Annotated in this window: 31 protein-coding genes and 1 pseudogene; 10 read left to right on the top strand and 22 right to left on the bottom strand. The window is 74.6% G+C overall.

Translation table 11 applies throughout. The features are described from left to right. Nucleotides 1-2289, bottom strand: coding sequence for a SpoIIE family protein phosphatase (locus tag ACI79H_RS16465; RefSeq protein ID WP_456555490.1), 2289 nt, complete (start codon nt 2287-2289; stop codon nt 1-3). 87 nt (nt 2290-2376) lie between these two features. On the opposite strand from ACI79H_RS16465, the gene ACI79H_RS16460 reads away from it, so the two are divergent. Next, complete coding sequence (locus ACI79H_RS16460; RefSeq protein ID WP_456555489.1) at nt 2377-3108, top strand: class I SAM-dependent DNA methyltransferase; 732 nt, start codon at nt 2377-2379, stop codon at nt 3106-3108. Between the two features lie 4 nt (nt 3109-3112). On the opposite strand, the gene ACI79H_RS16455 is transcribed toward ACI79H_RS16460, so the two are convergent. Together ACI79H_RS16455 and ACI79H_RS16450 are read right to left on the bottom strand one after the other, a co-directional pair. Then, nucleotides 3113-3454 carry a histidine phosphatase family protein gene (locus tag ACI79H_RS16455; protein ID WP_456555488.1) on the bottom strand — a complete coding sequence of 114 codons (342 nt, stop codon included), beginning with the start codon at nt 3452-3454 and terminating at the stop codon, nt 3113-3115. A gap of 16 nt (nt 3455-3470) precedes the next feature. Continuing rightward, a pseudogene (locus tag ACI79H_RS16450) lies at nt 3471-3545 on the bottom strand (histidine phosphatase family protein); the annotation flags it as partial. A gap of 194 nt (nt 3546-3739) precedes the next feature. Between ACI79H_RS16450 and ACI79H_RS16445 the strand changes: the two are divergent. Both ACI79H_RS16445 and ACI79H_RS16440 read left to right on the top strand, forming a co-directional pair. Next, nucleotides 3740-4402, top strand: a complete 663-nt coding sequence (locus tag ACI79H_RS16445) for an enoyl-CoA hydratase-related protein (protein WP_456555487.1) — start codon at nt 3740-3742, stop codon at nt 4400-4402. Then, nucleotides 4402-5145 carry an alpha/beta hydrolase gene (locus tag ACI79H_RS16440; protein WP_456555486.1) on the top strand — a complete coding sequence of 248 codons (744 nt, stop codon included), beginning with the start codon at nt 4402-4404 and terminating at the stop codon, nt 5143-5145. Before ACI79H_RS16445 ends, ACI79H_RS16440 begins: the two co-directional genes overlap by 1 nt. A gap of 93 nt (nt 5146-5238) precedes the next feature. Here ACI79H_RS16440 and ACI79H_RS16435 read toward each other — a convergent pair whose 3' ends face one another. Together ACI79H_RS16435 and ACI79H_RS16430 are read right to left on the bottom strand one after the other, a co-directional pair. Next, nucleotides 5239-6471 carry an RNA polymerase sigma factor gene (locus ACI79H_RS16435; protein WP_456555485.1) on the bottom strand — a complete coding sequence of 411 codons (1233 nt, stop codon included), beginning with the start codon at nt 6469-6471 and terminating at the stop codon, nt 5239-5241. 92 nt (nt 6472-6563) lie between these two features. Further along, nucleotides 6564-6920 (bottom strand): YciI family protein, encoded by a 357-nt coding sequence (locus ACI79H_RS16430; RefSeq protein ID WP_456555484.1) that lies wholly within the window; start codon nt 6918-6920, stop codon nt 6564-6566. A gap of 200 nt (nt 6921-7120) precedes the next feature. Between ACI79H_RS16430 and ACI79H_RS16425 the strand changes: the two genes are divergently transcribed. Further along, nucleotides 7121-7663, top strand: a complete 543-nt coding sequence (locus tag ACI79H_RS16425; protein ID WP_456555483.1) for a gluconokinase — start codon at nt 7121-7123, stop codon at nt 7661-7663. A gap of 12 nt (nt 7664-7675) precedes the next feature. On the opposite strand, the gene ACI79H_RS16420 is transcribed toward ACI79H_RS16425, so the two are convergent. The 4 genes from ACI79H_RS16420 to ACI79H_RS16405 form a co-directional block, all read right to left on the bottom strand. Next, entirely contained in the window at nt 7676-8020 is a 345-nt protein-coding gene (locus tag ACI79H_RS16420) for a flagellar FlbD family protein (protein ID WP_456555482.1), read from the bottom strand. A gap of 105 nt (nt 8021-8125) precedes the next feature. Next, nucleotides 8126-9430, bottom strand: a complete 1305-nt coding sequence (locus tag ACI79H_RS16415) for a hypothetical protein (protein WP_456555481.1) — start codon at nt 9428-9430, stop codon at nt 8126-8128. 5 nt (nt 9431-9435) lie between these two features. Beyond that, nucleotides 9436-9894: a hypothetical protein gene (locus tag ACI79H_RS16410; protein WP_456555480.1), complete on the bottom strand. Its 459-nt coding sequence runs from the start codon at nt 9892-9894 to the stop codon at nt 9436-9438. Nucleotides 9895-9937: 43 nt separating this feature from the next. Further along, nucleotides 9938-11770 (bottom strand): hypothetical protein, encoded by a 1833-nt coding sequence (locus tag ACI79H_RS16405; RefSeq protein WP_456555479.1) that lies wholly within the window; start codon nt 11768-11770, stop codon nt 9938-9940. A 93-nt stretch (nt 11771-11863) separates the two neighbouring features. Between ACI79H_RS16405 and ACI79H_RS16400 the strand changes: the two genes are divergently transcribed. Then, nucleotides 11864-12646 (top strand): MerR family transcriptional regulator, encoded by a 783-nt coding sequence (locus tag ACI79H_RS16400; protein WP_456555478.1) that lies wholly within the window; start codon nt 11864-11866, stop codon nt 12644-12646. Here the strand turns inward: ACI79H_RS16400 and ACI79H_RS16395 are convergent. Continuing rightward, entirely contained in the window at nt 12624-12890 is a 267-nt protein-coding gene (locus ACI79H_RS16395; RefSeq protein ID WP_456555477.1) for a hypothetical protein, read from the bottom strand. The two genes, ACI79H_RS16400 and ACI79H_RS16395, sit on opposite strands and share 23 nt — an antisense overlap. 65 nt (nt 12891-12955) lie before the next feature. Then, complete coding sequence (locus ACI79H_RS16390; RefSeq protein WP_456555476.1) at nt 12956-13888, bottom strand: siderophore-interacting protein; 933 nt, start codon at nt 13886-13888, stop codon at nt 12956-12958. Nucleotides 13889-14030: 142 nt separating this feature from the next. On the opposite strand from ACI79H_RS16390, the gene ACI79H_RS16385 reads away from it, so the two are divergent. Then, nucleotides 14031-14984, top strand: coding sequence for an ABC transporter substrate-binding protein (locus ACI79H_RS16385; RefSeq protein WP_456555475.1), 954 nt, complete (start codon nt 14031-14033; stop codon nt 14982-14984). 66 nt (nt 14985-15050) lie between these two features. Here ACI79H_RS16385 and bfr read toward each other — a convergent pair whose 3' ends face one another. After that, nucleotides 15051-15512 carry a bacterioferritin gene (gene bfr, locus ACI79H_RS16380; protein ID WP_456555474.1) on the bottom strand — a complete coding sequence of 154 codons (462 nt, stop codon included), beginning with the start codon at nt 15510-15512 and terminating at the stop codon, nt 15051-15053. A 7-nt stretch (nt 15513-15519) separates the two neighbouring features. Next, entirely contained in the window at nt 15520-15726 is a 207-nt protein-coding gene (locus ACI79H_RS16375; protein WP_456555473.1) for a (2Fe-2S)-binding protein, read from the bottom strand. 140 nt (nt 15727-15866) lie between these two features. Here ACI79H_RS16375 and ACI79H_RS16370 point away from each other — a divergent pair, with 140 nt between their 5' ends. From ACI79H_RS16370 to ACI79H_RS16360, 3 genes are read left to right on the top strand one after another with little or no spacing between them, the layout of a single operon-like run. Continuing rightward, entirely contained in the window at nt 15867-16649 is a 783-nt protein-coding gene (locus tag ACI79H_RS16370) for an isocitrate lyase/PEP mutase family protein (protein WP_456555472.1), read from the top strand. 6 nt (nt 16650-16655) lie between these two features. Then, nucleotides 16656-17033, top strand: coding sequence for a class I SAM-dependent methyltransferase (locus tag ACI79H_RS16365; protein WP_456555471.1), 378 nt, complete (start codon nt 16656-16658; stop codon nt 17031-17033). After that, nucleotides 17033-17173 carry a hypothetical protein gene (locus ACI79H_RS16360; protein ID WP_456555470.1) on the top strand — a complete coding sequence of 47 codons (141 nt, stop codon included), beginning with the start codon at nt 17033-17035 and terminating at the stop codon, nt 17171-17173. Before ACI79H_RS16365 ends, ACI79H_RS16360 begins: the two co-directional genes overlap by 1 nt. Here the strand turns inward: ACI79H_RS16360 and ACI79H_RS16355 are convergent. The 5 genes from ACI79H_RS16355 to ACI79H_RS16335 are packed head-to-tail and all read right to left on the bottom strand — an operon-like array spanning nt 17166 to nt 21714. Beyond that, nucleotides 17166-17435, bottom strand: coding sequence for a hypothetical protein (locus tag ACI79H_RS16355; protein WP_456555469.1), 270 nt, complete (start codon nt 17433-17435; stop codon nt 17166-17168). The genes ACI79H_RS16360 and ACI79H_RS16355 overlap by 8 nt on opposite strands. After that, nucleotides 17432-18916, bottom strand: coding sequence for a glycosyltransferase (locus ACI79H_RS16350; RefSeq protein ID WP_456555468.1), 1485 nt, complete (start codon nt 18914-18916; stop codon nt 17432-17434). The genes ACI79H_RS16355 and ACI79H_RS16350 overlap by 4 nt, the downstream gene beginning before the upstream one ends. Beyond that, on the bottom strand, nt 18913-19647 hold the full coding sequence (locus ACI79H_RS16345) for a histidinol-phosphatase (RefSeq protein WP_456555467.1): 735 nt from the start codon (nt 19645-19647) through the stop codon (nt 18913-18915). Before ACI79H_RS16345 ends, ACI79H_RS16350 begins: the two co-directional genes overlap by 4 nt. Then, entirely contained in the window at nt 19644-20639 is a 996-nt protein-coding gene (locus tag ACI79H_RS16340; RefSeq protein ID WP_456555466.1) for an ATP-grasp domain-containing protein, read from the bottom strand. Before ACI79H_RS16340 ends, ACI79H_RS16345 begins: the two co-directional genes overlap by 4 nt. After that, entirely contained in the window at nt 20632-21714 is a 1083-nt protein-coding gene (locus ACI79H_RS16335; protein ID WP_456555465.1) for a response regulator, read from the bottom strand. The genes ACI79H_RS16340 and ACI79H_RS16335 overlap by 8 nt, the downstream gene beginning before the upstream one ends. 247 nt (nt 21715-21961) lie before the next feature. On the opposite strand from ACI79H_RS16335, the gene ACI79H_RS16330 reads away from it, so the two are divergent. Continuing rightward, nucleotides 21962-22669 carry a response regulator transcription factor gene (locus ACI79H_RS16330; RefSeq protein ID WP_456555464.1) on the top strand — a complete coding sequence of 236 codons (708 nt, stop codon included), beginning with the start codon at nt 21962-21964 and terminating at the stop codon, nt 22667-22669. 94 nt (nt 22670-22763) lie between these two features. Here ACI79H_RS16330 and ACI79H_RS16325 read toward each other — a convergent pair whose 3' ends face one another. The 4 genes from ACI79H_RS16325 to ACI79H_RS16310 are packed head-to-tail and all read right to left on the bottom strand — an operon-like array spanning nt 22764 to nt 25174. Next, on the bottom strand, nt 22764-23438 hold the full coding sequence (locus tag ACI79H_RS16325; RefSeq protein WP_456555463.1) for a response regulator: 675 nt from the start codon (nt 23436-23438) through the stop codon (nt 22764-22766). Further along, nucleotides 23432-23917 (bottom strand): hypothetical protein, encoded by a 486-nt coding sequence (locus ACI79H_RS16320; protein WP_456555462.1) that lies wholly within the window; start codon nt 23915-23917, stop codon nt 23432-23434. The genes ACI79H_RS16325 and ACI79H_RS16320 overlap by 7 nt, the downstream gene beginning before the upstream one ends. Continuing rightward, nucleotides 23914-24543 (bottom strand): signal peptidase I, encoded by a 630-nt coding sequence (locus tag ACI79H_RS16315; protein ID WP_456555461.1) that lies wholly within the window; start codon nt 24541-24543, stop codon nt 23914-23916. Before ACI79H_RS16315 ends, ACI79H_RS16320 begins: the two co-directional genes overlap by 4 nt. Before the next feature lie 28 nt (nt 24544-24571). Continuing rightward, a complete protein-coding gene (locus ACI79H_RS16310) occupies nt 24572-25174 on the bottom strand; it encodes a TasA family protein (protein ID WP_456555460.1) in 603 nt (200 codons plus the stop codon). Between the last annotated feature and the right edge of the window lie 39 nt (nt 25175-25213).

The raw sequence follows: 25213 nt of genomic DNA, 5'->3' as shown, positions 1-25213 counted from the left end.
TCAGCCCAGCCGGACGACCATGACCGCGACGTCGTCGGAGGGCTGGTCGGCCAGGGGCATCAGCGCGCTGCAGACGTCCTGGACACCGGCGTCGACCGGGCAGTCGGACAACGTCTCGACCAGCCGCGCCAGGCCCCGGTCGAGGTCGGCGTCGTGCCGCTCGACCAGCCCGTCGGTGTAGGTGACCAGCAGGCTGCCCGCCGGGACGACGACCGGCGTCGTGCTCCGGGAGACCGGCAGGCCCACACCCAGCAGCCGCCCGCGTGCCTCGGTGAGCAGCCGGACCGCGCCGTCGGGCGTGCGCAGCGCCAGCGGGGGGTGCCCGGCGTTGGCGACCTGCAGCAGCCAGTCGCCCCCGGGGGTCTGCGGCGGGTGCGCGTGGGCGTGCGCGAGAGTCGCGAGGCCGGGGACGGCCAGGGCGCCCATGAGCTCGTCGACCCGGTCCAGCACGTCGGCGGGATCGGGGCGGGCGGTGTCGTAGGCCGTCGTCCGCAGCAGGGTGCGCAGCGTCCCCATCGTGGCCGCGGCGTCGATGTCGTGCCCCACGACGTCGCCGATGCTGATCCCGATGCTCCCGTCGGGGAGGGCGAGCAGATCGTAGAAATCGCCTCCGACCGCGGCCGACGACGACGCCGACTCGTAATGGGCGGCCACCTCGATGCCCGGGAGGTCGGGCAGCTGGGCCAGGAGGACCCGCTGCAGCGTCTCGGCCACCGACCGCTGCCCCTGGTAGAGGCGGGCGTTGTCCAGGGCCAGGCTGGCGCGGCCGGCGAGGTCCAGCAGCAGGTCGACCGCGGAGTCCGGGAAGGCGGCGTCCTCGGAGCCGGCCAGCACCAGGATCCCTGTGGTGCGGCCGCGGGCCCGCAGCGGGATGGCGACCAGCGAGGTGAGGCCCAGCGGACCGCCGAGCGCGTGGATGTGGGCCTCGGGGTAGCGGCGGCGCACGTCGGGGGAGGTCGTGTCGGGGACGACGACGTGCCTGCCCGTGCGGACCGCCTCGGCGCCGGGGGAGCGGGGCGTCAGCGGGCGGCCGTCGAAACGGGCGGCCACCGCGGCCGGGTCGGCGGGCGCGCCGTCGAGCCCCTCACGGAGCCGGATCGTGGTCGAGGTGAGCGTCTGGTCGTCGTCGATGCGGGCCACGAAGGCGCACTCGGCCAGCGCCGGCACGCAGAGGTCGGCGAGCCGGGCCAGCAGCGCGTCCACCTCGAGGGTCCCGGTCAGCGTGCTGGAGGCCTGCGCCATCAGCTGCAGGCGCCGCTCGGCGGCCTGGGACGTCTCGCGCGCCCGCCGCTCGGCCGCGAAGGCCTCCCTCCGCTCCCGTTCGACGCTGACCCGGGCGGTCACGTCGCTCTGCACACCGACGAAGCTGATCAGCTCGCCCTGGCCGTCGAACACGGGGGTGAGCGAGAGCTGGTTCCAGAACGCGGTGCCGTCCGCCCGGTAGTTCAGCAGGGTCACCCGGGCCGGCCGGCGCTCCTCGATGGCCTCGCGGATGCGGGCCACCGCCAGCGGGTCGCTCTGCGGTCCCTGCAGGAAGCGGCAGTTGCGGCCGACGGACTCCTCCAGCGAGTAGCCGGTCACGCGGGTGAAGGCGGGGTTGACCCACACCAGCGGGTTGTCCGGCTGGTGCGGGTCGGTGATGGCGAAGCAGATGTCGGTCGCCACGATCGCCTGCTCGCGGAGCGCTCGCACGGGGTCCTCGGTGGCGCCGGCTCCGTCGGGCAGCTGCCCCTCGGCGACCGGGAGGAAGACCACCAGGGCGAGGTCCCGGTGCTGGTCGTCGTCGGGCTCCGCACCGAGGACCACCGGCTCGCCGGAGCGGTCGGCGCGCAGCGGGAAGCCGGTGACCCACAGCAGCTTGTCGTCACCCTCGACGGCCGCCGCCGCCCGGTCGGTGTCGTCGCTGCGCCGCGGCTGCAGCCGGACCGGCTCACCTGCGACGGGATGTCCGTCGGCGACCCGGGACAGCGGGGCGTCGGTGCCGGCGAGCGGTCGGCCGGAGAGATCGGTCAGGCCCGCCGCGGACCCCCATGCGTCCACGCCGATGGGCAGCCCCACATCGCCGGCCAGCTCGATCGCGGCACGGTTGGCGAAGGTGACCAGACCGTCGGCGCGGTTGATCAGCAGCACGGCGGTCGGGGTGTCGCCGAGCACGGCGGGCAGGAGGGAGCCCGAGTCGCCCAGCGGGGCCACCGCGGTGGCCGCGGCCACGACGGCGGCCTGCCCCTGGATGCCTCCCCGACCAGGGGAAGGACGGGGGGCGGAGTCCGTGAGGGCCTCGTCCCGCATGCGTCCAGACTAGATCACGCGCAATCTAGTGGGCGCTGCCCGGAAAGCAGTGGTCGGCAGCGCCCTGGTGGGAGCACCCTGCGTGCCGTGGCGAGCAGCGACGTCTGGGACGCCGGGACCGCGGCCCGCTACGACCGCGAGTCGGCCTTCATGTTCGCGCCCGACGTCCTCGACCCGGCGGTCGACGTCCTGGCCGAGCTGGCGGGGGAGGGGCCGGCGCTGGAGCTCGCGATCGGCACCGGACGGGTGGCGATCCCGCTGGCCGCCCGCGGCATCCCGGTCACCGGCATCGAGCTGTCGCAGCCGATGGCCGACGAGCTGCACCGCAAGCATCCCGGCATCCCGGTGGCGGTCGGCGACATGGCCACCACGACCGTCCCGGGCAACTTCTCGCTGGTCTACGTGGTGTGGAACAGCCTCGGCAACGTGCGCACGCAGGCCGGCCAGGTCGCCACCTTCGCCAACGCCGCCCGGCACCTCGCACCCGGCGGGCACTTCGTCGTCGAGCTGACCGTTCCCGCGCTCCGGCGCTTCCCGCCGGGCCAGGCGGCGGTGCCCTTCCACATCGGCGGGCACCACGTCGGCTTCGACACCCTCGACCTGGTCACCCAGCAGGGCACCTCGCACCACTACTGGCGCACCGACGACGGCGCCGTGCACTACGCGGCCAGCAACTTCCGCTACGCCTGGCCGGCCGAGCTGGACCTCATGGCGCAGCTCGCCGGGATGGAGCTGGTCCGCCGGTCGGCCGACTGGTCCGGCGCGCCGTTCACGGGGGACAGCGAGAGCGCCGTGTCGGTCTGGCGGACGCCGGCCTGAGCCTTCAGAGGTGCGCGGTGTCGTCCAGGCGCACGACGCTGCGGTTGGCGAAGAAGTCGTCCTGCTCCAGCACGGTGATCCCGCCGCTGGTGGTCCGGAAGGCCACCCGGTCCGCGGACTCCAGCGGCATCCCGATCCACGCGGTGACGACGAAGGTGAGCGCGAAGCCGTGGGTGACCACGACCTGGTGCGCGCACGGACTGGCGAGGACCTCGTCCACGGCGGCGGAGACGCGGGTGGCGAACTGCCGCCTGGTCTCCGCGCCCTCGACCCCCTCGTCGTGGTCGAGCCGGTTCCCGGTCGCCGGCGCGCCGGAGGTCCGAGGACCACAGCCCGACCGGGGCACCGGCAGGGACGAGCTCCCGCACCCGTGCCGCGACGGCTCGCGCCTGCCGCTCGCCCCGCTCGGTCAGGGCGCTGTCGAACCAGCCGCCCACCAGGCCGGCGGCGTGGTGCTCGGCCTCGGGGTGGGTGACGACGACCAGCCGGCGCACGCCTGCTCCTCTCGGCGACGACCCGTGCGGGTGCCCGCAGCGGGACGGACGATGCCGGACGGCATGATCGGCGTCGACACGGGGCCTGCCGCCTCCCGGCCGGCCCGCGCTGCTGACCGCTCCTGGAAGGACCCGCCATGCCCACGCTGGACCGCGCCGGCGACGTGTTCGTGCTCGACCTCGGCGACACCGAGAACCGCTTCCACCCGGACTGGCTGACCGCGGTGGGCGCTGCGCTCGACGAGGTCGAGCAGGCCGACGGCGCCCGCGCGCTGGTGACCACGGCGACCGGGAAGTTCTTCTCCAACGGGCTGGACCTGGAGTGGCTGGCCACGCACGAGGAGGAGCGCGGCGGGTACGTCGCCGACGTCCAGGACCTTCTGGCGCGCGTGCTCGCGCTGCCGCTGGTCACGGTGGCGGCGATCCAGGGCCACGCCTTCGCGGCCGGCGCGATGCTGACGCTGAGCCACGACGTCCGGGTCATGCGCGCCGACCGCGGCTTCTGGTGCCTGCCCGAGGTGGACATCCACATCCCGTTCACGCCCGGCATGTCCGCGCTGATCCAGGGCCGGCTCACCCCGCGGACCGCGCACGAGGCGATGACGACCGGACGCCGCTACGGCGGGGCGGAGGCGCTCGAGGCCGGCATCGTCGACCACGCCGTCGGCGAGGACGCGGTCCGGACGACGGCGCTGGAGATCGCCGGCGCCCTGACCGGGAAGGCCGGGGACACCCTCGGCACGATCAAGTCGCGCATGTACGGCCCGGCGCTGGAGGCCCTGCGCGCCGCTCGCGGCTGATGCCCTCGGAGGACCGCTCGGTGCTGGACCGCCCGGCGCCCGGTCCGGACGGCGTACTGCGGTACGGCGGGCACGACGACGCCGTCGTCGACCTCCGGTTCGGCGGGCCCGGCGCCGAGGGCCGCCCGCTGGTCGTCGTCGTCCACGGCGGCTTCTGGCGCCCGGCCTACGACCGCGTGCACGTGCGCCCGCTCACCGCGGCGCTGGCCGACGCCGGCTGGACGACCGCGGCGGTCGAGTACCGCCGGGTGCCCGGGCGGCCCGACGACACGGTGGACGACGTCGCCGCCGCGCTCACCGCCCTCACCGGTGCCGCGGAGCTCCACGGCCGCTGCGACGGGCGGCTGGTGCTGGTCGGGCACTCGGCGGGCGGGCACCTGGTGCTGCAGGCCGCCGCCGACCGGCGCTCCCCGGTGCCCGCCGGGGTGGTCGCGCTCGCGCCGGTCGCCGACCTCGCCCTGGCCGAGCAGCTCGCGCTCGACGGCGACGCGGTCCGCGCCTTCCTGGGCGGTCCGGCCGCCGACCGCCCCGACCTGGACCCGGTCCGGCAGCCGGCCCCGCGCACCGCCGTGACCGTCCTGCACGGCACCGACGACGCGATCGTGCCGCTCGCCGTCGGCCGCTCGTACGTCGAGGCCCACCCCGCGGCCCGGCTCGTGGAGGCCGGGGGCGGCCACTTCGCCGTCATCGACCCGCGCAGCACCGCCTGGCCGCAGCTGCTCGCCGCGCTCAGTACCGGCTGAGCTCGGCACCGAGGTGTGGCGCGTGTGCGCGGATGACGACGGCGTTCCGTGGTCGCCGGGACCGGACGTGCGTGTACCGGCGGCCCGCCGTCCTCAGCCGGGCGCGGGCTCGGCGTCGGCGCCGCGGCTGACCTCGGCCAGGCGCTGTTCCAGGAAGGCGCGCTCCGCGGCGTTCGCCGTGAGCTCCATCGCGCGCCGGTAGGACCGAGCTGCGCCGGCGGCGTCGCCCAGGCGGCGCAGCAGGTCGGCGCGCGTGGCGGGAAGGTAGGGGTAGTCGGCGAGCCGGGGATCGGTCGCCAGCTCGTCCAGGAGCGGCAGGGCGGCGGCCGGACCGTCGGCGAACGCCACGGCGGCGGCCCGGTTGAGCGCGACCACCGGGGTGTTCCACACCGCCAGCAGCCGGTCGTAGAGGTGCACGACGCGCGGCCAGTCGGTCCGCTCCAGGGACGGCGCCATCGCGTGCACGCCGGCGATCGCCGCCTGCAGGGTGAACCGCCCCGGTGGGCCGGACGCCAGCGCACCGGCCGTCACCGTGAGCCCCTCCAGGATCGCGCGCTGGTCCCAGCGCGTCCGGTCCTGGTCGGCGAGCAGCAGCAGTCGGCCCTGCTCGTCGGTCCGCGTGGCCCGGCGCGCGTCGGTGAGGAGCAGCAGGCCCAGCAGGCCGCGGGTCTCGGCCTGCTCGGGGAGCAGCGCGGCGAGGGTGCGGGCGAGGTGCAGGGCCCGGTCGCAGATCTCCTCACGGACGAGAGCGTCCCCCTCCCCGGCCGTGTGGCCGGTGCTGAAGAGCAGGTGGACGGCGGTGAGCACGCTGTCCAGGCGCTCGGGTAGCTCCGTCCGGCCCGGAACCCGGTAGGGGATCCGCGCTTCGGAGATCTTCTTCTTCGCCCGGGTGATCCGTGCCGCCATCGTCGGCTCGGACACCAGGAAGGCCCGGGCGACGTCGGCCGTGGGAACCCCGCAGACCAGGCGCAGGGTGAGGGCGACGCGGGCCTCGGGGGCGAGGGCGGGGTGGCAGCAGGTGAACACCAGCCGGAGCCGGTCGTCCGGCACCGCGGCGTCGGGCCGGTCGCGGTCGGCCGGGTCGTCGGCCGGCTCGTGCGGATCGACGGTCGCCGGCTCCACGAGCAGCGGGAGCTTGCGCCGGAGGGTGACCTCGCGACGCAACCGGTCCAGCGCCTGGTTCCGCGCCGCCGTGGTCAGCCACGCCCCAGGCCGCTCCGGGACGCCGTCCCGGGTCCAGGTCTGCAGCGCGCGGACGTACGCCTCCTGCGCGCACTCCTCCGCCAGGTCCAGGTCGCCCGTGACGCGCACCGTGGCGGACAGCACGAAGGCCCACTCGGAGCGGTGGGCCTGCGCCAGCGCGGCAGCGACCGCGTCCGCCTGCCCGGCGGACGCGGTCGGCTCGTCGCCGGTACCGATCAGAACGGGTTCGTCGTCGCGTCCACGACCGGGCGGACCTCGACGCCGCCGCCGGGGGCGGGGCACAGCCCGGCGATCTCGACGGCGTGGTCGAGGTCGCGCGCCTCGACGACGTAGAAGCCGCCGAAAGCCTCCTTGGTCTCGACGAAGGGGCCGTCCGTCACGGTGCCGCCACCCTTGATCGTGGTGGCCGTCGTGGTGGGCGCGAGCGCCGCCCCGGCTGCGATGGACCCACCGAGCTCGACGACCTGCTTGGAGAACGTGCTGTGCGCGTCGAACACCGCGGCCCACGCCTCGGGCGACATGGTCGCGTAGAAGGCCGGGTCTTCGTAGATGAGGATCGCGTACTTGGCCATGGAGATACCTCCTGCACTGGGTCGCGGGCCGGCCTGTCCGGCTCCGTCATCATCGACGACGAACACCCTGCTGCCGGATCGACAGCCAGGCCTGGATCGTCTCCGCGTTTTTTCTGCCTGGCTGCAGTGGTAGCGACCGGCACACGCAGTGCAGCCGAGCCGGTTCGCCGACCGCGGCGTGCGGTCCTACCGTTCGGTCCATGCAGGTCGATGCCGAATCGCCGGGCAGCACCACCGTCGTCGTCATGGGGGTGTCCGGGTCGGGGAAGACGACCGTCGCCGAGGCACTGGCCGAGCGGCTCGGCTGGGAGTTCGCCGAGGGCGACGACTTCCACCCCCGGGCCAACGTGGAGAAGATGGCCTCCGGTCAGCCGCTGGACGACGACGACCGCTGGCCGTGGCTGCGCACGATCGGGGGCTGGATCGACCAGCGCGAGGCGACCGGCCGCTCCGTCGTCGTCACCTGCTCGGCGCTCAAGCGCAGCTACCGCGACCTGCTGCGCGAGGGGCGGCCCTCGGTCTGGTTCGCCCACGTCACCGCCGACGCCGAGCTGCTCCGCGAGCGGATCGGGGCCCGGACGGGCCACTACATGCCGGCGTCGCTGCTCGACAGCCAGCTGGCCACGCTCGAACCGCTCGCACCGGACGAGGCCGGGGCGGCCATCTCCGGTGCGGGGTCGCCCGCCGAAGTCGTCGAAGAGCTGCTCGCCGCCCTCCGGTCCGCGGGCCGTCCCGCGCCCTGACCGGGGCGGGACTCAGTCCTCGGCCGGCGCGTCCACCGGGCGCCGGTCGGCCGGTGAGCCGGGGGAGTCGCCGTCCCGGGCCCGCGCCCGTCGCTCCACCCGGAGGGCGGCCGCGGCGCGCACGGTCGAGGCCTGGTCGGCCAGCTCCGCCGTGCCGCCGGCCAGCCGCTTCTGGACGACGAGCAGCTCGGCGCGGGCGTCGCGGATGGCCCGGAGCACCTCGTCGAGGCTGCCGGCGAGCACGTAGGTGCGGCCACCGACCAGGTGCACGACGGTGTCGGGCACGCTCTCGATGCGCTCGATCTCGCCTGGGTCGATGGTGAAGTGCTCGCCGTTGCGGCAGGTCACTGCGATCACGCCGACCGCTCCTTCCGCTGGGTCGCCTGGTGCGGCACTTCCTGCTTCGGCACCCGGAGCCTCCAGCTGGAGCCCAGCCCGCAGCTGTTCACCCGGGAGAGCAGGTCAGAAGCCGAAGAGCAGGCCCAGCCCGCCGAGGGTGAACACGACCATGACCAGCACCAGCGGGAGCTGGTCGGAGGCGCGCGCCCGCCGCGCCGAGAGCAGCGCTCGCTCGTGCGCCAGCACGACCCCGACGACGTGGCCGGTGATGATGGCGCCGACCTGCACGAGCGCGATGGCGTCCGCGCTGACCGCGGTGAGGTCCACCCGGTTGCCGTAGGTGCCGAAGAGGTCCACACCGTCGGCACCGAAGGGGTTGCTGAGCAGGATCCAGGTCGTCTGCCCGTCCAGCGCCAGCAGGCTGAAGTAGTGCGCCACGGTGTAGCCCAGCGCGATGGGGATGACCGTCGCGCCGTACCGCCCGGGCTGGACCGACTCGTCCTGCCCGGCCAGCCGGCCCGACAGGCGGGTGCCGACGACGTAGAGCGCGGAGACCAGCGCGATGGCAAGCAGCAGCCCCACCGTGCCGGAGAACGAGTCGTTCGCAGCCCCCGGCCCGGTCTGCCACCACACGGTGCGGGTCAGCCCGTCGAAGGCGGTCGAGCCGAGCAGCACCATCACCAGCGCGGCGAGCCCGGGCTGGGCGGGGGTGGCCACGGCGTTGGCCAGCGGGTTGCGCAGGACGAGGCGGCCGTCGCCGCGCCGTCCCCAGGGGGAGAGGCGGGCGACGAGCGTCGAGTAGGCCTCGAAGCCGTCGCCGGCGGCGAACCAGCGCTCGCCGAACCACTGCGCCAGGGCGAGCTGCACGACGGCGTAGCCGATGAGGAACACCGCCACGGTTCCCGGCTCGGAACGGTCGGGGTAGACCAGCTCCAGCCACACGAACACGGTGAGCGCGGCCGCGGCCGGCCACAGCCCGAGGGCCGGCAGCCGGTCCGCGCCCGGGGCGGCCGGGCCCAGCGGGCGCAGCAGCCGGTGCAGCAGCCGCAGCGGGTTGACCACCCGCCACACCGGGCCGAGCAGCAAGCCGGCCGGGACGAGGCCGACCCAGAAGGTGACGTACAGGGCCCAGGGGCCCAGGTTCCGGCGGGTCTCCGCGGGGCCGGCCAGCGCTGCGACGACGACGAACGCGGCGACCAGCAGCGCCAGCGCCTGCAGCGTGCGGCGCACCGCGCTGCTGTCCACGAGGCGCTGCAGGCCGGCCGGCAGCGGGCGGCCGGAGTCGGCGCCGCCCAGGTGCGGGCGGCGCCAGAACAGCAGCAGCACGGCGAAGCTGGCCAGGATGGCCGCACCCGCGCCGTACAGCGCGAACCCGATGGGGATGGGCAGGTCGGTGCGCGACCCCACCCCGTGGGCGAGGACCTCCACGCGGGTCAGGAGACCTGCAGGGTGAGCAGCACCGTGCCCGCGTCGTGCAGCTCCACCTCGAAGACGCCGGGGATGTCGGCGGTGAAGGCGATCTCGGCCGGCGTCCCGGGGACGAGGTCGGCGATCAGGTCGTAGCCGTGGACGTGCACCTCGTCGGCCGTGTCGCCGGTGATGGCCAGCGTGACCTGCTCCCCGGCTGCGACCGGCACCCGGCCGGTGTCGCCGGCGACCCCTCCGCCGGTCACCCGCACCTCGATGCGGGTGCCCCGCTCCACCGGCGCCGCGGGGGCGGCCTCGGCGGGTTCCGCCGTCGTCCCGCTGCCGGTGGCCGGGGTCGAGGAGCTGGTGGCGGCCGCGTCGTCGCCGGCCTCCGCGTCGGTGCCGGCGCAGGCGGCGAGCGGGAGGAGGAGGGCGAGGGCGGCCACGGCGAGGGCGTGGCGCAGTGGGGCCGGGCGGGTGGTCACGAGCAGCAGTCTCCGGGGGTGCGAGGGGACGGGGCGGCCGGGGTCAGGCGCGGGTGGACGCGCGCGACCCCTCGGCGGGCTCGTCGGCGGGGGTGTCGGGGAAGGGCTCGACCGCACCGGCGCGCCGGGAGTACCGGGCCACGCCCCACGCCATGGCCGCGATGATCGCCAGGGTGCAGGCGAGCACCACCAGGTTGGCGACCAGCCAGACGCCGCCGCCGGAGTCCTTGAGCTCGCGCTGCAGGATGTCGATCTCCGGGATGGCGGCGCGGGTCATCCCGTCCTCGGCGGGCACCTCCTCGGCGTCGATCGCCTCGTCGGCCGGCAGGTAGATCGGGAACGCGGTGAGCACCCGGCCGTCGTGGACGCGCAGCAGCGTCTTCCAGGTCCCGTCCAGCGGGACGGGCTCGGTCGTGCGGTACTCGCCCTCGCCGACCCGTTCGAGCGCGTTCACGACCAGGCCCTGGCCCTGCCACGAGGTGATCTGCACCCAGGCGGGGTCGTCCACGAAGTCGGCCGGGTCGAGCTGCACGGTGACGTCCGCGGTGCGCGGGTCGCTCTCGACGTCGGTGATGGAGAAGGTCGCCTCGACGTCCTCGGGCACCGTGGCCACCAGGCCGTTGGCGACGCACGCCGCCAGGGCGACCAGGGAGGCGAGCAGCACCGAGCGGGCGACGGCGGGCCGCGGCAGCCGGCGCCGCAGGCCCAGCGCCAGCAGCGCACCGAGCAGACCACCGGCGACGCCTCCGGCGATCGCCATCAGCGTGCCCTCGACCAGGATGTCGCTGCCCCACGACAGCGTCTGCACCACGTGGGTCCACCCCGCCTCGGTCGCGTGGCCGATCGTGCCGATGCCGATCCCGGCGACGGCGCCGAACAGCAGCGGGCGCCGGGCCGGCGAGAGGGCCAGCGCGAGCAGCTCGACGACGATCGCGGAGCCGAGGTAGAGCGGGAAGGTCGGGACGATCTCGTCGAAGCCGGGGCCCACGACCAGCGCGATGCCGCTGCGGATGACGAGGAAGAACGCGGCGGCGGCCAGCGCTCCGCCGCGGCCCGTGAACAGCCGGGCGGTCACCAGGGCGATGCCCGCGGCACCGGCGATCAGGAACGGCTCGAGCACCAGCCGGAACTGGGGGACGTCGAAGTCGTACTCGCCCTGGAACACCGACATGCCCAGGAGCAGACCGCCGGTGGCCGCGGCCTGGCGCACGAAGCGCGTCCGGCGGCCGGCCTTGACGTCGCCGTCGTCGGTGGACAGCGTGCCGTGGCCCTCCTGCTCGAGCACCAGCAGGCCGATGATGGACAGGCCGGCGCCGCCGATGAGCATGAGGTGGGTCGGACCCCAGAGGGTGACGTCCTGGCCGAAGAGCCGGTGCCACACGTCGTCCAGCGGGAAGCCGAGCAGGGCGTAGAAGCCCGAGACGGTGATCAGGAGGCCGCCGACGGGCACGTCCCAGCCGCGCACGAAGCGGACCGCGGCCGGGCCGGGCTCCTCGTCCAGAGGCATGGCGCAGGCGAGCACGCCGCCGGCGAAGACGCCGAAGAGCCCGAACAGGATGAGGAAGTGCGCGGGGTTGGCCAGCGGACCCTCGTCGCGACCCACGCCGATGTGCAGCGCGATGTCCCAGAGCATGCCCAGCAGCGCCACGAGCAGCGAGATCGTGGTGAGGATGGTGGGCAGCGCCACCCACGGCGGCACACCGGTGGCCGAGCCCAGCTTCGTCCCGACCGTGGTGAGGACGGTGGAGCGGCGGGTGCGGTGCAGCCACACGAGGCCGAGCAGGACGACGGTCAGGCCGGCGCCGATCGCGGTGGCGAGGGCGACCTCGCCGAGCGCGGCCCCCCCGGCGGGACGTGTCTCAGCGGCGAGCAGCACGCAAACCCCCTCAGTCGGTGTAGGCGCTATGAGACACCTTCACCGTGACATCGACAACTGATACATAGAACGAGCGGTTTACCGTGTGGTTGCGTGGGTGAGGAGGTGGGCGTGGTCACCCCAGCCGAAGGACCGTCCGAGGACGACGACCGCGAGCTGACGGTCGACCAGCTCGCGGCGCGGGCCGGCGTCACCGTGCGCAACGTGCGGGCGTACGCGGCCCGCGGCCTGCTGCCGCCGCCGCGGATGGTCGGCCGCACCGGCTACTACGGCCGCGACCACGTGGCCCGGCTGCTGCTGGTGCGGGAGATGCTGGCCGAGGGCTACACGCTGGCGATGATCGAGCGGACCCTGGACTCGGCGCCGCCGACCGGCAGCTCGGCCACCCTGGCGCTGCACCGCGCCCTGCTCGCGCCGTGGCTGCCGCCCGAGCCGGAGCTGACGACCGGCGCCGAGCTGGCCGCGCGGGCCGGGGTGCCCGAGAGCCCCGCCGTCGTCGACAGCCTGGTGCGGCTCGGTCTGGTCGAGCGGGTCGACGACACCCGGCTGCGGGTGCTCGACCCCGCGCTGCTCACCGCCGGCATCCAGGTGCTCGCCCTCGGCGTCCCGCTCGACGCGCTGATCGACGCGCAGGCCCGGGTCGCCGAGCACGTGGGGGAGATCGCCCGCACCTACGTGCGGATGTTCGTCGAGACCCGGTGGCAGGCGTGGGTGGACGGCGGCTCGTCGCCCGACGAGGTGGAGGAGATCAAGGCGACGGTGGCCCGGCTGCAGCCGGTCGCGGCGCAGGCCGTGCTCGCCGCCTTCCGCACCCAGATGGCCGGCGCGGTCCAGGAGGCGGTGGCGACCGCGCTCAGTCCGCTGGAGGGGGCGTGACCCCCGCGGGCCCGGTCGGGCCGCCGGCCGGGCGCCCGCCGCGGATGTCCTCGTAGTCGCCGAGCTGCTCGTGCTCGCGGGCCTCCTCGGCGGCCTCCGCCTCGGCCTCCTGCGCAGCGAGCCGGCGGTCGCGCACGACGGCGACGACGACGACGGCGACCAGGATGGCGGCGGGGACGAAGAAGCCGAGCGTGCCGATGACCGCGACGCCGTCCATGGCCAGGACGTCGGGGGCGCTGCTCACCGCTCCATGTGACACCGGCTGCTGACGAGGTGTCAAACCGAGCACCCGTGGGGTCGAACCGGGCGTCAGTCGCTCCGCTTGCCCTCGCGCCAGTAGCCCATGAAGGCCACCGAGCGCCGGTCGATGCCCACGGTCTGGACGAGGTGGCGGCGCAGCGCCTTGACCACCCCGGCCTCGCCGGCCAGCCAGGCGTAGACGCCCGAGGAGCCCGTGGTGGCGGACGGCTCGGTCGGGACCTCCCAGAGGATGCCGCTGTCGACGTCGACGTCCTCGAGCACGGCGGCGGGGGAGGGGGCGAGGTCGTCGGCGAGCTCGGCCGCGGCGTCGACCACGGCGGCGGTGAGCAGCGCGCCGCGGGGGGCGGCGCCGGCGCCGGTCGAGCGGGGCAGCCAGGTCACCTCGACGCCGGCGGGTGCGGCGAGCTCCTGCACGTCACCGGCCTCGGGCACCTCGAGCAGCACGCGGGCCCTCTGGCCAGCCGGCAGGGACTCGACGATCGCGCAGATGGCCGGCACCGCGGTCTCGTCGCCCGCGACCAGGAGGCAGGAGGCGTCCACCGGGGGGTGCCACTCGTAGCCGCCGGTCGGGCCGGGGAAGCGCGCGTTCGGGCCGATCAGCACCACCTGGTCGCCGATCGCGGCCGACTCGGCCCAGGCCGAGGCGGGGCCGGTGGCGCCGTGCAGCACGAAGTCGACGTCGACCTCGCGCTGCTCCTGGCGCAGGGCCCGGACCGTGTAGGTGCGGATGGGCATCTGGCGCTCGGGCGGCAGCGCCCGCCAGGCGCCGTACCAGTCCGGGTCGGTCGGGACGTCGTCGACGCTCTGCCCGGGCAGCGGGAGCACGACCTTGATCCGCTGGTCCTGACCGCCGTCGCCGAACTCGTCCATGTCGACCCCGGCGAAGGTCACCCGCAGGAAGCTGGGGCTCAGCTGCTTCAGGCGGGTGACCTGCACGGCGAAGGGCCGGTAGGCCGGGATCTGCACTGTCTCGACGGTCATGCGTTCTCTCCCGGGTGCCGGTAGGGAGGCGGGCGCCGACTTAGGCTAGCCTCACCTGGCTCTGCGCCGAGTCTCGCACACGGCGGCGAGCAGATCCAGGGGCACGTGCGACCGGTGCACGTGCGCGCACGCGAGGAGAACGATGAGACGCCCTGCCCTGTCCGCGACCGGCCTGCTCCTGGTCGCTGCCCTGTCCCTGGCCGCGTGCGGTGGCGGGGACGAGCCCAGCTCCGCCACGGGCTCCACCCCGACCGGCGACGAGGACTTCCCGCGCAAGGTCGAGCACGCCATGGGCAGCACGGAGATCCCCGAGCGCCCGGAGCGCGTCATCGTCCTGGACACCGGAGAGCTCGACGCGGCGCTGTCCCTCGGCGTCACCCCCGTCGGCGCGGTGACCACGGCCGTCTCGGACGGTTTCCTCACCTACCTGGCCGACGACGCCGCGGACGTGGAGGTCGTCGGCACCATCGCCGAGCCCGACCTCGAGGCGATCGCGGCGGCGGAGCCCGACCTGATCCTCTCCAACAAGACCCGGCACGAGGACCTCTACGAGTCCCTGTCCCAGATCGCCCCGACGGTCTTCGCCGACCGGGTCGGCGCGGTGTGGAAGGACAACCTCCGGCTGGACGCGGAGGCGCTGGGGCTCGAGGACGAGGCCGAGGAGCTGATCGAGGCCTACGAGGCCGACGCCGCCGCGCTGGGGGAGGAGATCGGCGACCCGGCCGGGACGACCGTGAGCACGATGCGCTTCGTCCAGGGCGCCCTCCGCGTCTACACCGCCGAGTCGTTCATCGGCACCGTCATGGCCGACATCGGGCTGGACCACCTCCAGCTGCCGACCGACGGCGTGCCCACGTTCGCGGAGCTCAGCCCCGAGGAGGTCACGCAGGCCGACGCCGACATCGTCCTGTACTCGTCGTACGGGCCGGTCGACGACTCCGGTGAGGCCGGGGTCGTGGCGGGGCCGCTGTGGCCGCTGCTGACCGCCGTCGAGGAGGATAGGGCGCACGCCGTCGAGGACGACGTCTTCTACACCGGCATCGGGTTGCGGGCGGCGACCCTGCAGCTGGAGCAGCTCCGCGACCTGCTCACCTGAGCCCGGACGCGCCGAGGGCCGCCTCCCGCGATGGGGAGGCGGCCCTCGGTCGGGGTGGTGCAGGTGTCAGGGCGTCTCGGTGGAGATCTGCGCCGCCAGGTACTGCGGGGCGCCGACGCGCTCGATGGCGCCGAGCTGCGCCTCGAACCAGTCGGCGTGCTTCTCCTCGTCCCGGACCATCTCCTCGAAGACGGCGGCGGTGCCGTGGTCACCGAGCTCGTGGCACTCCTTGGCCGAGGCGTTGAACTGCGCCACGGCGGCCTTCTCGCTGTCCAGGGCCAGGACCAGCATCTCCTCGGCGGTCTCGCCGACGCGGATGGCCCCGAGGCGCTGGAGGTTGGGGTGGCCGTCGAACAGCAGCACGCGCTGGATCAGGTCGTCGGCGTCGCGCATCTCGTCGATGGAGAGGTCGTAGAAGACCTTGCCCAGCTTCGGGAGTCCCCAGGCGTCCAGCATGCGGGCGTTGAGGAAGTACGTGTTGGTGACGGTGAGCTCGAAGGTCAACGCATCGTTGAGCAGTTCGACCACTCGGGGACTAACGGGCTGCACCTGCGGCTCCCAGCTGTCGCTCGGTCATGACCGGGCAATGCTGGCACACGAGCTCGCGCATGGTGTCCACGCAGCCCCCGCACGTGCGGCCGGCACCGGTGTCCCGGGCGACGTCGGCGATGCAGCGGGCGCCGTTGGCGATCGACTCGATGACGTCCTGGTCGGTCACCACGTTGCAGTGGCACACGTACATGCGCGGTTCGCCTAACCGGGAGACGGCGGGGGAGCGTGCTGCCGGACCGGGGTCGGGCACTGCTGGGGAGGTTAGCCTCACCTCACCCCGGTACGCCAGACCTGCTGGTCAGGGTGGCGCGTCCTGGCTAGGTTCGAGCCGTGCCCGACCTCGCCGACCGCGCCCGCGCCCTGCTGGACCTGCACACCGCGCCGGAGGTGCTCGTCCTCGCCAACGTGTGGGACGTCGTGTCCGCCCGGGTGGTCGCCGGCACCGACGGCGTCCGGGCGCTGGCCACGGCCAGCCACTCGATCGCGGCCACCTTCGGCTACGAGGACGGCGAGCGGATCCCGCTGGACCTGCACCTGGACATGGTCGCCCGGATCGCAGCCGCCGTGGACCTGCCCGTCTCCATGGACATGGAGGCCGGGTACGGCGACGCGGGGGAGACCGCGCGGCGGGCGATCGCGGCGGGCGTGGTGGGCGGCAACCTGGAGGACGCGATGCGGCCGCTGGACGACGCGGTGGCCGCGGTCGAGGCGGTGCTGGCGGCCGGCCGCGACGCCGGGATCGGCTTCGTCCTGAACGCCCGCACCGACGCCCTGTTGCGGGCCGATCCGGCCGCCGACCGGACCGAGGTGCTCACCGAGGCGGTCCGCCGCGGGCGCGCCTACCTGGAGGTGGGCGCCCCGGTGGTGTTCGTCCCCGGCGCGGTCGACCGCGAGGAGATCGCCGTGCTGGCCGAGGCGTTCGGTCCCGGGCGGCTCAGCGTCATCGCGATCCCGGGGCGGTCGCCGTCGGTGCGGGAGCTCGAGGCGCTGGGCGTCGCCCGGGTCTCCACCGGGCCGAACACGCAGCGGGTGGCGCTCACCGCGCTGCAGGACGCCACGACCGCGCTCGTCGGCGGCGGAGAGCTCCCCTCGACGACGCGGCAGCTCAACTAGGCGCCGGTGCGCGCCTCCGAGCGGCTCGCCTGGGCGGCCGAGGTCGTGGCGCCCCGCCGCACCGACCGCCTGCTCGAGGTCGGCTGCGGCCACGGCGTCCTGCTCTCGCTCCTGGCCGCGCGCGTGCCGGACGGCGAGGTCGTGGGCGTGGACCGGTCGGCGACGATGACCGCCGCGGCGGGCCGCCGGAACGCCGACGCCGTGGCCGGGGGGCGGGTGCGGCTGCACACCGCGCGGCTGACCGACGCCGACCTGGGCGCCGCGCCGTTCGACGTCGTCGTCTCCTTCGACGTGCGCGCCTTCTGGACGCCGCCGGCTCCGGAGTGGGACGTGGTCGAGGGGTGCTGCGCCCCGGCGGCCGCGTCGTCGTCGCCTTCTCTGTGATGACGCCGGACGCGCTCGAGCCGGTGACCGGCGCTGTCACGCGGCTCGCCGCCGAGCGGGGGTTCGAGCGGGTCGCCGTCCACCATGCGGAGACCACGCCCTACCCGTCGGCGGCCGTCGAGCTGCGGCGGGTCACATGAGCAGCGAGCGCACCGTCCACAGCAGGACGACGACGGCCACGGCGACGGCGAGGCCGCCGAAGAGCCGGCGCTCGCGGACGCGATCGGCCTCGGTCTCGTCGGCGAGGGCCATCGGGTCGGCCCACACGGGGAGGACGCCGCCGCGGGCGGCGAGCTCGGCCGCGGTCAGCACGACCGGCGGCGAGACGCGGTACGGGCGGCCGGCGAGGGTGCGGGCGACGTCTGCCGCGGCCCGGTCGGCGGTGGTGCGGCCCCTGCTCATACGGAGACCCTCCCGGTCTTCTCGGTCTTGTCCCAGGTCATCGCCGCGCCGCGGAACTCCTTGACGTAGGCGTCCACGGTGATGGCGCACATCATCGGGCCGAACCCGACGAGGTAGAGCCCGATCGGGGCCAGCCGGGCGCCCCAGCCGGTGAGCTCCAGCTTGCGCACCAGGAAGGCCATCGGCACGCACAGCACCAGCCAGCTGTAGACGAACAGCGTCCAGCCGCTGCTGTCGCCCCCGCCCCACGGCACCAGCATCGGGAAGGTGGCGCCGGTGAGGACGGCGAAGGAGACGACGCCGGGGAAGAGCAGCGCCTCCCGCCAGACCTTGAGCCCGACCCGCGGGTCGACCGAGATGGTCATGGTGATCATGAAGACGAAGGTCGCCACCGGGACGAAGACCGCGGCGCCGAAGACGGTCGCGGCCAGGTCGCTGTCCAGCAGGTACAGCCCGATCAGGCCGATGGAGGTGAGCAGCATGGCCACCGGCAGCAGCAGGATGGCGAACCAGAAGACCCCGAAGAAGAAGCCGCCCAGACCCGGGTGCACCGACTTCCGGAACCACAGGTGGCGGTACATCGAGGTGATCTGCACGTTGCCGCGGGCCCAGCGCAGCCGCTGCTTCCACAGCGCGTCGATCCCGGCCGGCTCCTCGGCCAGCACGCGGGCGTGCGGCTCGAAGACGACCCGGCGTCCGGCGAGCTGGGTGCGGAAGGTGGTCACGGTGTCCTCGGCCAGCGAGGAGGTGTCGATCTGCCCGCCGATGGCCTCGAGGTTCTCGCGGGTGTGCAGCTGGGCGCCGCCGGCCAGGCAGGCCATCGCGCCGGCCACGTTCTGCGCCCGCCGCGACGCCGCCTGCGCCGCCAGGTAGTCGAACCCGATGAAGCGGGTCAGCCCGTGGGCGTCCTCGCTGCCCTCGCGGATGTAGGCGGTGACCGCGCCGACGGTCGGGTCGGCGAGGTGGCGGGTCATCTTGCGCAGCGAGTCCGGCGCGTAGATGACGTCGGCGTCCATGATCAGGAGCGCCTCCATCCAGTCGTCGGCCAGGACCTCGCGCAGCCCGTGGTTGAGCGTGTGCGCCTTGCCCTCGCCGCCCTTCTCGCGGCGCAGGTGCACCACCCGGCCGGGGAAGCGCGCGCCGAGCGCGGCCATCACGGCGGGGGTGTCGTCGGTGCTGGCGTCGTCCACCACGTAGACGCGCAGCCGGTCCGGCGGGTAGTCCAGCGCCATGAGGCGGTCGACCGAGGCGGTCAGCACGGCCGCCTCGTTCCACGCCGGCACCAGCACCGCCACGTTGGGCAGGAAGGGCCCGGTCTCGCGGTAGTGGTTGCGGACGGCGTGCAGCGGGATGAGCAGGAACTGCGCCAGCCCGGCGACGACGGGGATCGCGCCGAAGCCGACGAACACCAGCAGGACGGCGACGAGCACCCCGCGGCCGACCTCGGCCAGGTCGGGGGCAGCGGCCAGGACGTCGGTCACCGGGCACCCACCAGGCCGCGGGCGGCGCCGGCCTCGGCGACCCAGGAGTAGCGGCCCACGGTCGAGGCCTCGTGGCTGTCGGTCGAACCGACCAGCGTCACGCCGGCGGCGGCGAAGGCGAGCACCACCCGCGGGCCGGGGCAGCGCCACTTCTCGTTGACCTCGACCGTCGTGCCGGTGCGGACGGCGGCCTGCGCGACGGCGTCGACGTGCTCGTCGGTCAGGTCGGACTCGTGCAGCCCGATCTTGGGCAGCAGCGAGAAGACGTGCGCCAGCTGGCCGCGGCCGGCCCGCTCCATGGCGCGCACGGTGGCGTCCACGAGCATGCCGAGGGCGTCCTGCGCGGCCAGGCCGCGGCCGAACTCCTCCAGCGTGCGGCGCGGGCTCCACGGACCGTCCGGACCGGGGAACTGGTGGTCGGCGATGAGCACGCGGTCGACGCCACCGGCGCCGACCACCAGGTCGGCCGGCACGTCGAGGCGGCCGGAGGCGTCGAGGATCTTGGCCTCCACGCCGGTGAGCACCTCGAGGCCCTCGACCCGCGGCAGCGCCGCGACCTCGGCCAGGAACTCGGGCACGTAGGTGGTGGAGGTGCGGACGTGGTCGACCATCCGAAGGCTGGCCAGCCCGGCGTCGCGGGCGGCGGCCAGGTTCTCCAGCGTGCTGCTCAGCGCGTCGTCGGACCACGTCGAGTGCACGTGGTGGTCGGTGCGCACGAGCTCGGCGGTCATCGACCGGCCTCGCCGGGGGCGGCGAGCACGTCGGCCGGGTCCAGGAAGACGTCCTCCAGGAAGCGGACGACGGCCACCTCGGCGAAGGGCACGGAGTCCGGCAGCGTGCGGCCCAGGGCCAGGTCGAGCGCGAGCGAGGGCATGTCCACCCCGGCGGCGACGGTGAGCGGCATCGCGCCCGGGAAGCGCGGGTTCACCTCGAGCAGCGCGGCGCGCCCCTCGGCGTCGCGGCGCAGCTGCACGTTGGCCACGCCGACCAGGCCGATGGCCTCGGCCACCTGGCGGGCGGTCGCCTCCAGCTCGCGGTCGGCGACGGTGCAGCCGGCCACGGAGACACCGGAGTCGACCCGCAGGCGGGAGCGCGGCACCGCCGCGACCACGTGCCCGTCGGCGTCGGCCAGGGTGTCGACGCTGTACTCGTCGCCGGGCAGCATCGCCTGCACGAGGACGTCCTCGTCGGCGCCGAGCGCGCGCAGCGCCTCGGCGTCGTCGACCTGGTGCACGCCGCGCGAGCCGGCGCCGCGGCGCGGCTTGACGATCACCGGGTAGTCCCACGAGTCCGGGTCGGTGGTGCCGAGCAGCTCGGTGCGCGGGGTGGGCAGCACGTCGGCGCAGCGGCGGGCCAGCGCGAACTTGTCCAGGCAGACCTCGAGGGTCTCCAGGCTCGGCGCGGCCAGCGCGGTGCCGATCGCGTCCAGGCGCTTGCGCTCGGCGGCGATGCGGGGCAGCTCGACGTCGACGGTGGAGAACAGGACGTCGACCCGCTCCCGCTCGCAGAGCTCCACCAGGGAGTCGACGAACGTGTCGGCCAGGCCGGGTTCGACCAGGAAGCGGGCGCCCTCCTCGACCAGGTAGAGACCGCTGGCGTAGCGGTCCATGTCGGCGGCGAGCAGCGTGACGTCGGGGCGGCGGGCCAGCGACCGGAGGACGGCGACCCCGGCGGGGCCGCCGGCGCCGGTCACGAGCACGCGGACGGGAGTGGGCTCAGACACCGGTGGGCTCCGTGAGGATCGAGGTCGGGTAGGCGGGGACGGCCGTGAGGGCCGACGGGCCGTGCTGGGCGCCCACGACGGCGCTGGCCTCGCGGATCACCTCGAGCGGCTCGCAGTGCTGGCCGCCGCCGTAGCGGGACCAGTAGCGGGAGGTGGCGAGGACGAAGTCGTCCTGCATGTAGGTGCGGATGCCGGACTGCGAGCCGAAGCAGGCCAGGAGCGCCAGCTTGGTGTCGGTGAACCCGTCGATGCTCACGAACCGGGTGGGCCGGTAGTCCACGGTCGCCGAGGGGCTCTGGTAGCAGGCGAAGGTGGGCACGTTCCGGGTGGCGACCGTCGCGGCCTGGTGCACGGCGCGGTGGTCCTGGTGCCGGTCGTGCGCCGAGTGCGTGTAGACGATGGTCGGCTGCACCTGGCCCACCACCCGCTCGATGATCGAGACCGTCGGGTCGGACTGGCTGATGCGGGTGTCCTCGAGGTCCTCCATGAACAGCCGCGCGCCGATCAGCTCCGCGGCGGCCATGGACTCGCCCATGCGGTCGCCGGCCTCACCGCCGCGGGCGCCGCGCGAGAGGGTCAGGACGACGACCTGGTCGCCCGCCGAGCGGTGCGCGGCCAGGGTGCCGCCGATGCCGAGCTCGACGTCGTCGGGGTGCGCGCCGATGGCCAGCACCGTCTGGTGCTGGGAGGAGGCGCGACGGGCGCGGCCGAGCTCGACGACCCGGTGGGTGGTGGCGACGACGTCGTCCCGGCGGACGGGCTTGACCATGAACTCGTCGGCGCTGCGGCGCAGCGCCTCGACCGCGTAGTCCACCGAGGCGTGCGCGGTCATGACCACCACGGGCAGGTCGGGGTGCAGCTCGCGGAGCCGGCCGAGGAACTCCAGCCCGTTCATGCCGGGCATCTCGATGTCGGTGATCGCGGCGTCGAAGGACTCGCGGGCGGCCAGGGCGAGGGCCTCGAGCGGGTCGATGCAGGCGACGGCGGTGATCCCGGCCTTGGTCAGGACGGTGCGCACGTAGCGCGCGATGTCGGGGTCGTCGTCGACCACGAGGACGCGGACGTTGCCGTCCATGGCCAGCTCCTCAACGGATGGGCGCCTCCCGGGGGAGGAGGGCACGTCGTGCCCCGCCTGCCGCAACGGCTCCTCCGGGGGGATGGCTGAGCAGCCGTTACCGGTTCGTCACCCGGACGGGTGAGCGCCGCCGGCCGGGGACGGGGGGCTCGGCTCAAGCTGCGCGCCGCCCGCGCCGATCACTGGGTCAGGTGAACGCGGAGCCGACGGTTCCGCGCGCCCACGAACGCATCGGAGGGGGGAAGTCGTGGCTGCACAGTCCGTGCTCGTCGTGGAGGACACCGAGGAGATCCGCGAGCTGGTGCGCACCGTCCTGGAACGGGCCGGCATGCACGTGCGGGCCGTCGGCACCGGAGCGGAGGCCATGCAGGAGGTGCGCCGGCAGGCGCCGGACCTCATCGTGCTCGACCTCGGCCTGCCCGACACCGACGGCACCGAGCTCTGCCGCCGGATCCGCGCGGAGACCGCCTGCTACGTCCTCATGCTGACCGCTCGCGCCGAGGAGGTCGACCTGCTCATCGGGCTGGCCGTCGGCGCCGACGGGTACATGGCCAAGCCCTTCTCGCCGCGCGAGCTGGCCGCACGGGTCCAGGCGATGCTGCGCTTCCCGCGCACCGCTCCCGCCCCGGAGGCGCCGGCGTCGGCCGCGGAGTCGGTGCGCCGCCTGGCCGAGCTCGAGGTGGACGAGGAGAGCCGCGAGGTCCGGGTCGAGGGCGCCGTCGTCGACCTGACCCGCACCGAGTTCGACCTGCTCGCCGCGCTCGCGTCCCGCCCGGGCCGGGTGCTGCAGCGGGAGACGCTGCTGCGCGAGGTCTGGCAGACCGACTGGGAGGGCAACCTCCGGCTGGTCGAGGCGCACATGTCCAACCTGCGCCGCAAGTTGGTGGCCGCCGGGCTCAGCTCCCCGGAGATCCGCACCGTGCGCGGCGTGGGCTACCGCCTCGTCGCCGCCTGAGGCACGACCCCCCGCACGACGCCGGAGGGCCCCGCAGACGTTCCCCCTCGTCTGCGGGGCCCTTCGTCGTGCTGCGCCTGAGCGGGTTCAGGGCTCAGGCGCCGACCAGTGCGTGCAGGTGCTGCACGCGGGCGTGGGCCAGGACGCCGCGGCGGGCGTCGGCGGCGATCGCGTGGCAGAGCGAGGCGACCTCCGGGTGGCCGAGCTGCCCGCTGGTGCCGGCCAGGGTGTAGGCGGCCGAGGCGAGCGCGGGGCCGTTGCCCTGGCGGGTGTGGGTGTCGATGGCCGACAGGCGGCCGGGCAGCGCGGTCACGTACATCTCCTGGAGTCGGTCCATCAGGTCGTCCTCGACGTCGACGTCGTGCAGGTCGTCGATGTCGTGGATGGCGTACTGGTCGCCCTGCGCAGCCGGCCCCGTGGTCCGGCTGCGCAGGAAGTCGAGGAGGATGCCGGCGTCGACCGGCTTCCCCAAGCAGGCCAGGGCGCCGACGGCGGCGGCCGCGGTGCGGACCTGCTCCGAGGGCTCCCAGGCGGCGACGACGAAGTGGGCCTGCGAGCCCTCGCGGCGCAGCCGGCCGAGCAGCTCGAGCCCGTCGTCGCCGGCCACGGTGGCGTCGGTGACGACCAGGTCGATGTCGGCGCCGGAGGCCAGCTCGAGGGCGGTGGGCACGTCCCCGGCCTCGCTGACCTGCCAGCCGCCGAGGCGGAGCAGGCCGGCCAGCCGGCGGCGGGCGAGGGCGTCGGCGTCCACGACGAGGGCGGTCAGCACGTCAGCACCGCCGTCCGGGGCGTCTCGGCGTTCCACTTGGTGCGGGTCAGGGTGACGACCGACAGACGCGGCTCGTAGGCGAGGTAGCCCTGGTCGACCGTCTGGGTGATGGACCGGGTCGAGGCGTTCGTCTCGCCCATGACCACCGAGGCGCCGTTGTTCAGGTGCGCCATGACGCGGTACCCGGTCACGCCGCTGGTGGCAGTGCCCGCGGGCCAGCTGATGGTCGCGGTGAACCAGTAGCTGTAGGTGGGCGGCACCCACTGGCCCCAGGAGTTGGTGTACCCGCCGCCGGTCTGCGTGCGGCCGCAGGACTTGCTGATGTCGATCCGCTCCGGCGCGGTGACGGTGCCGGTCGCGACCGCGGCCGGCTGGGCGGCGGAGCGGGCGGAGAAGGCGGCCGAGGCCGGGATGACGGTGCTGATGACGATCGCGGCGCTCAGGCCGAGCAGGACGGCCGTGCGGCGGATGGTGGTCATGCCTGGTCCTCCTCGCGGGTGTCGGTGGTGGGGCGCCAGATGCCGAGCAGCAGCCAGCCGGCCAGCAGGGCCGGGGCGCCGTACAGCAGCACCTGGGTCAGGACGGGGGCGCGGAGCGCCTGGATGAGGTGGCCGAGCTCCGGGACGACGGCGCGCACCTGGTAGGCGGTGTCGCCCTGCAGGGTCGCGGTCCACGGGTCGACGGACTCGTTCGCGTCGCCCTTGGTGCGGACGGTCACCGTGCCGGCGGCGTCGCGCTGCACGTCGACGACCCGGTGGGTCACGAGCGAGCGGTCGCCGATCGGCTGGTGGTAGGAGATGACCATGCCCTCGGTGACGTCCTCGACGGCGATCGGGGTGACGACGGTGACGTCGCCCGGCTCGATCATCGGGGCCATGGAGCCGGTGAGCATCGTCATGGTGCGGTAGCCGAGGGCGTGGGGACCGACGGCGAGCAGGAGGAAGACCGCGACGGCCAGCCCGACGACTCCGCGGACCAGCCACGGGGCGAGCAGGCCCAGCGTGCGGGCCGGACCGGCGGACCGGTTCCGTGCGGAGCGGGTGTCCTCGGCCGGGGGCAGCAGCTGCGCTGCCCCCGGGCGGCGGACGGGGAGGACGGCGGTCATCGTGTGATCTCCGGTCGGATCAGCCGGGTCAGCGGGCGCCGGCGGCGCGCTGCGTGGCGGTGAAGACGACGCTGAGGTCGGCCGACTTGCCCTGGAACGTGTTCCCGGCGCCGGTCGGCAGGGTGTAGGTGATCGCGATGTTGTCCTGCGCACCGGAGGTCAGCGCCGCGGGAGCGGCCAGGGGCTGCGTGGTCACGGCCGGACCGGAGGCCAGGCTCTTCTCGACGGCGGAGCAGGTGAAGGCGTTGCCGCTCTGGGTCCACGGCACCGAGCAGGACTTGACGGCCAGCTGGAGGCCGTTGGTGATGTCGGAGGTCAGGACGCTCTGCGGGCTGTTCGAGGTGGTCGACTCGACGCTGATCGAGCCGAAGTTGGTGTTGCCGTCGTTCTTCAGCGTGAAGGTGCGGGTGATCGAGTCACCGGGGACCAGGCCGGCCGCGCTGAACGGCAGGGCCGCGGCCTGGGTCAGGTTGATCTTGACCGTGCCCGACGCGATCGTCGTGTTGACCGGGGCGGTGCTGTCGGTGAAGGAACCGAAGGTGCCCATGCCGGCGACCGCGGCAGCGGCGCCGATGACGCCGAGCGAGCCGATGACCTTGCGGGCGGTGGAGCTGGTGACCTTGGCGCTCATGGTGTTCTCCCTGTGTCCGTGCCACCGGCTCTTCCGGCG

Source organism: Blastococcus sp. SYSU D01042, from assembly GCF_054050515.1.
This window is presented reverse-complemented; position numbering and strand designations above follow the sequence as displayed.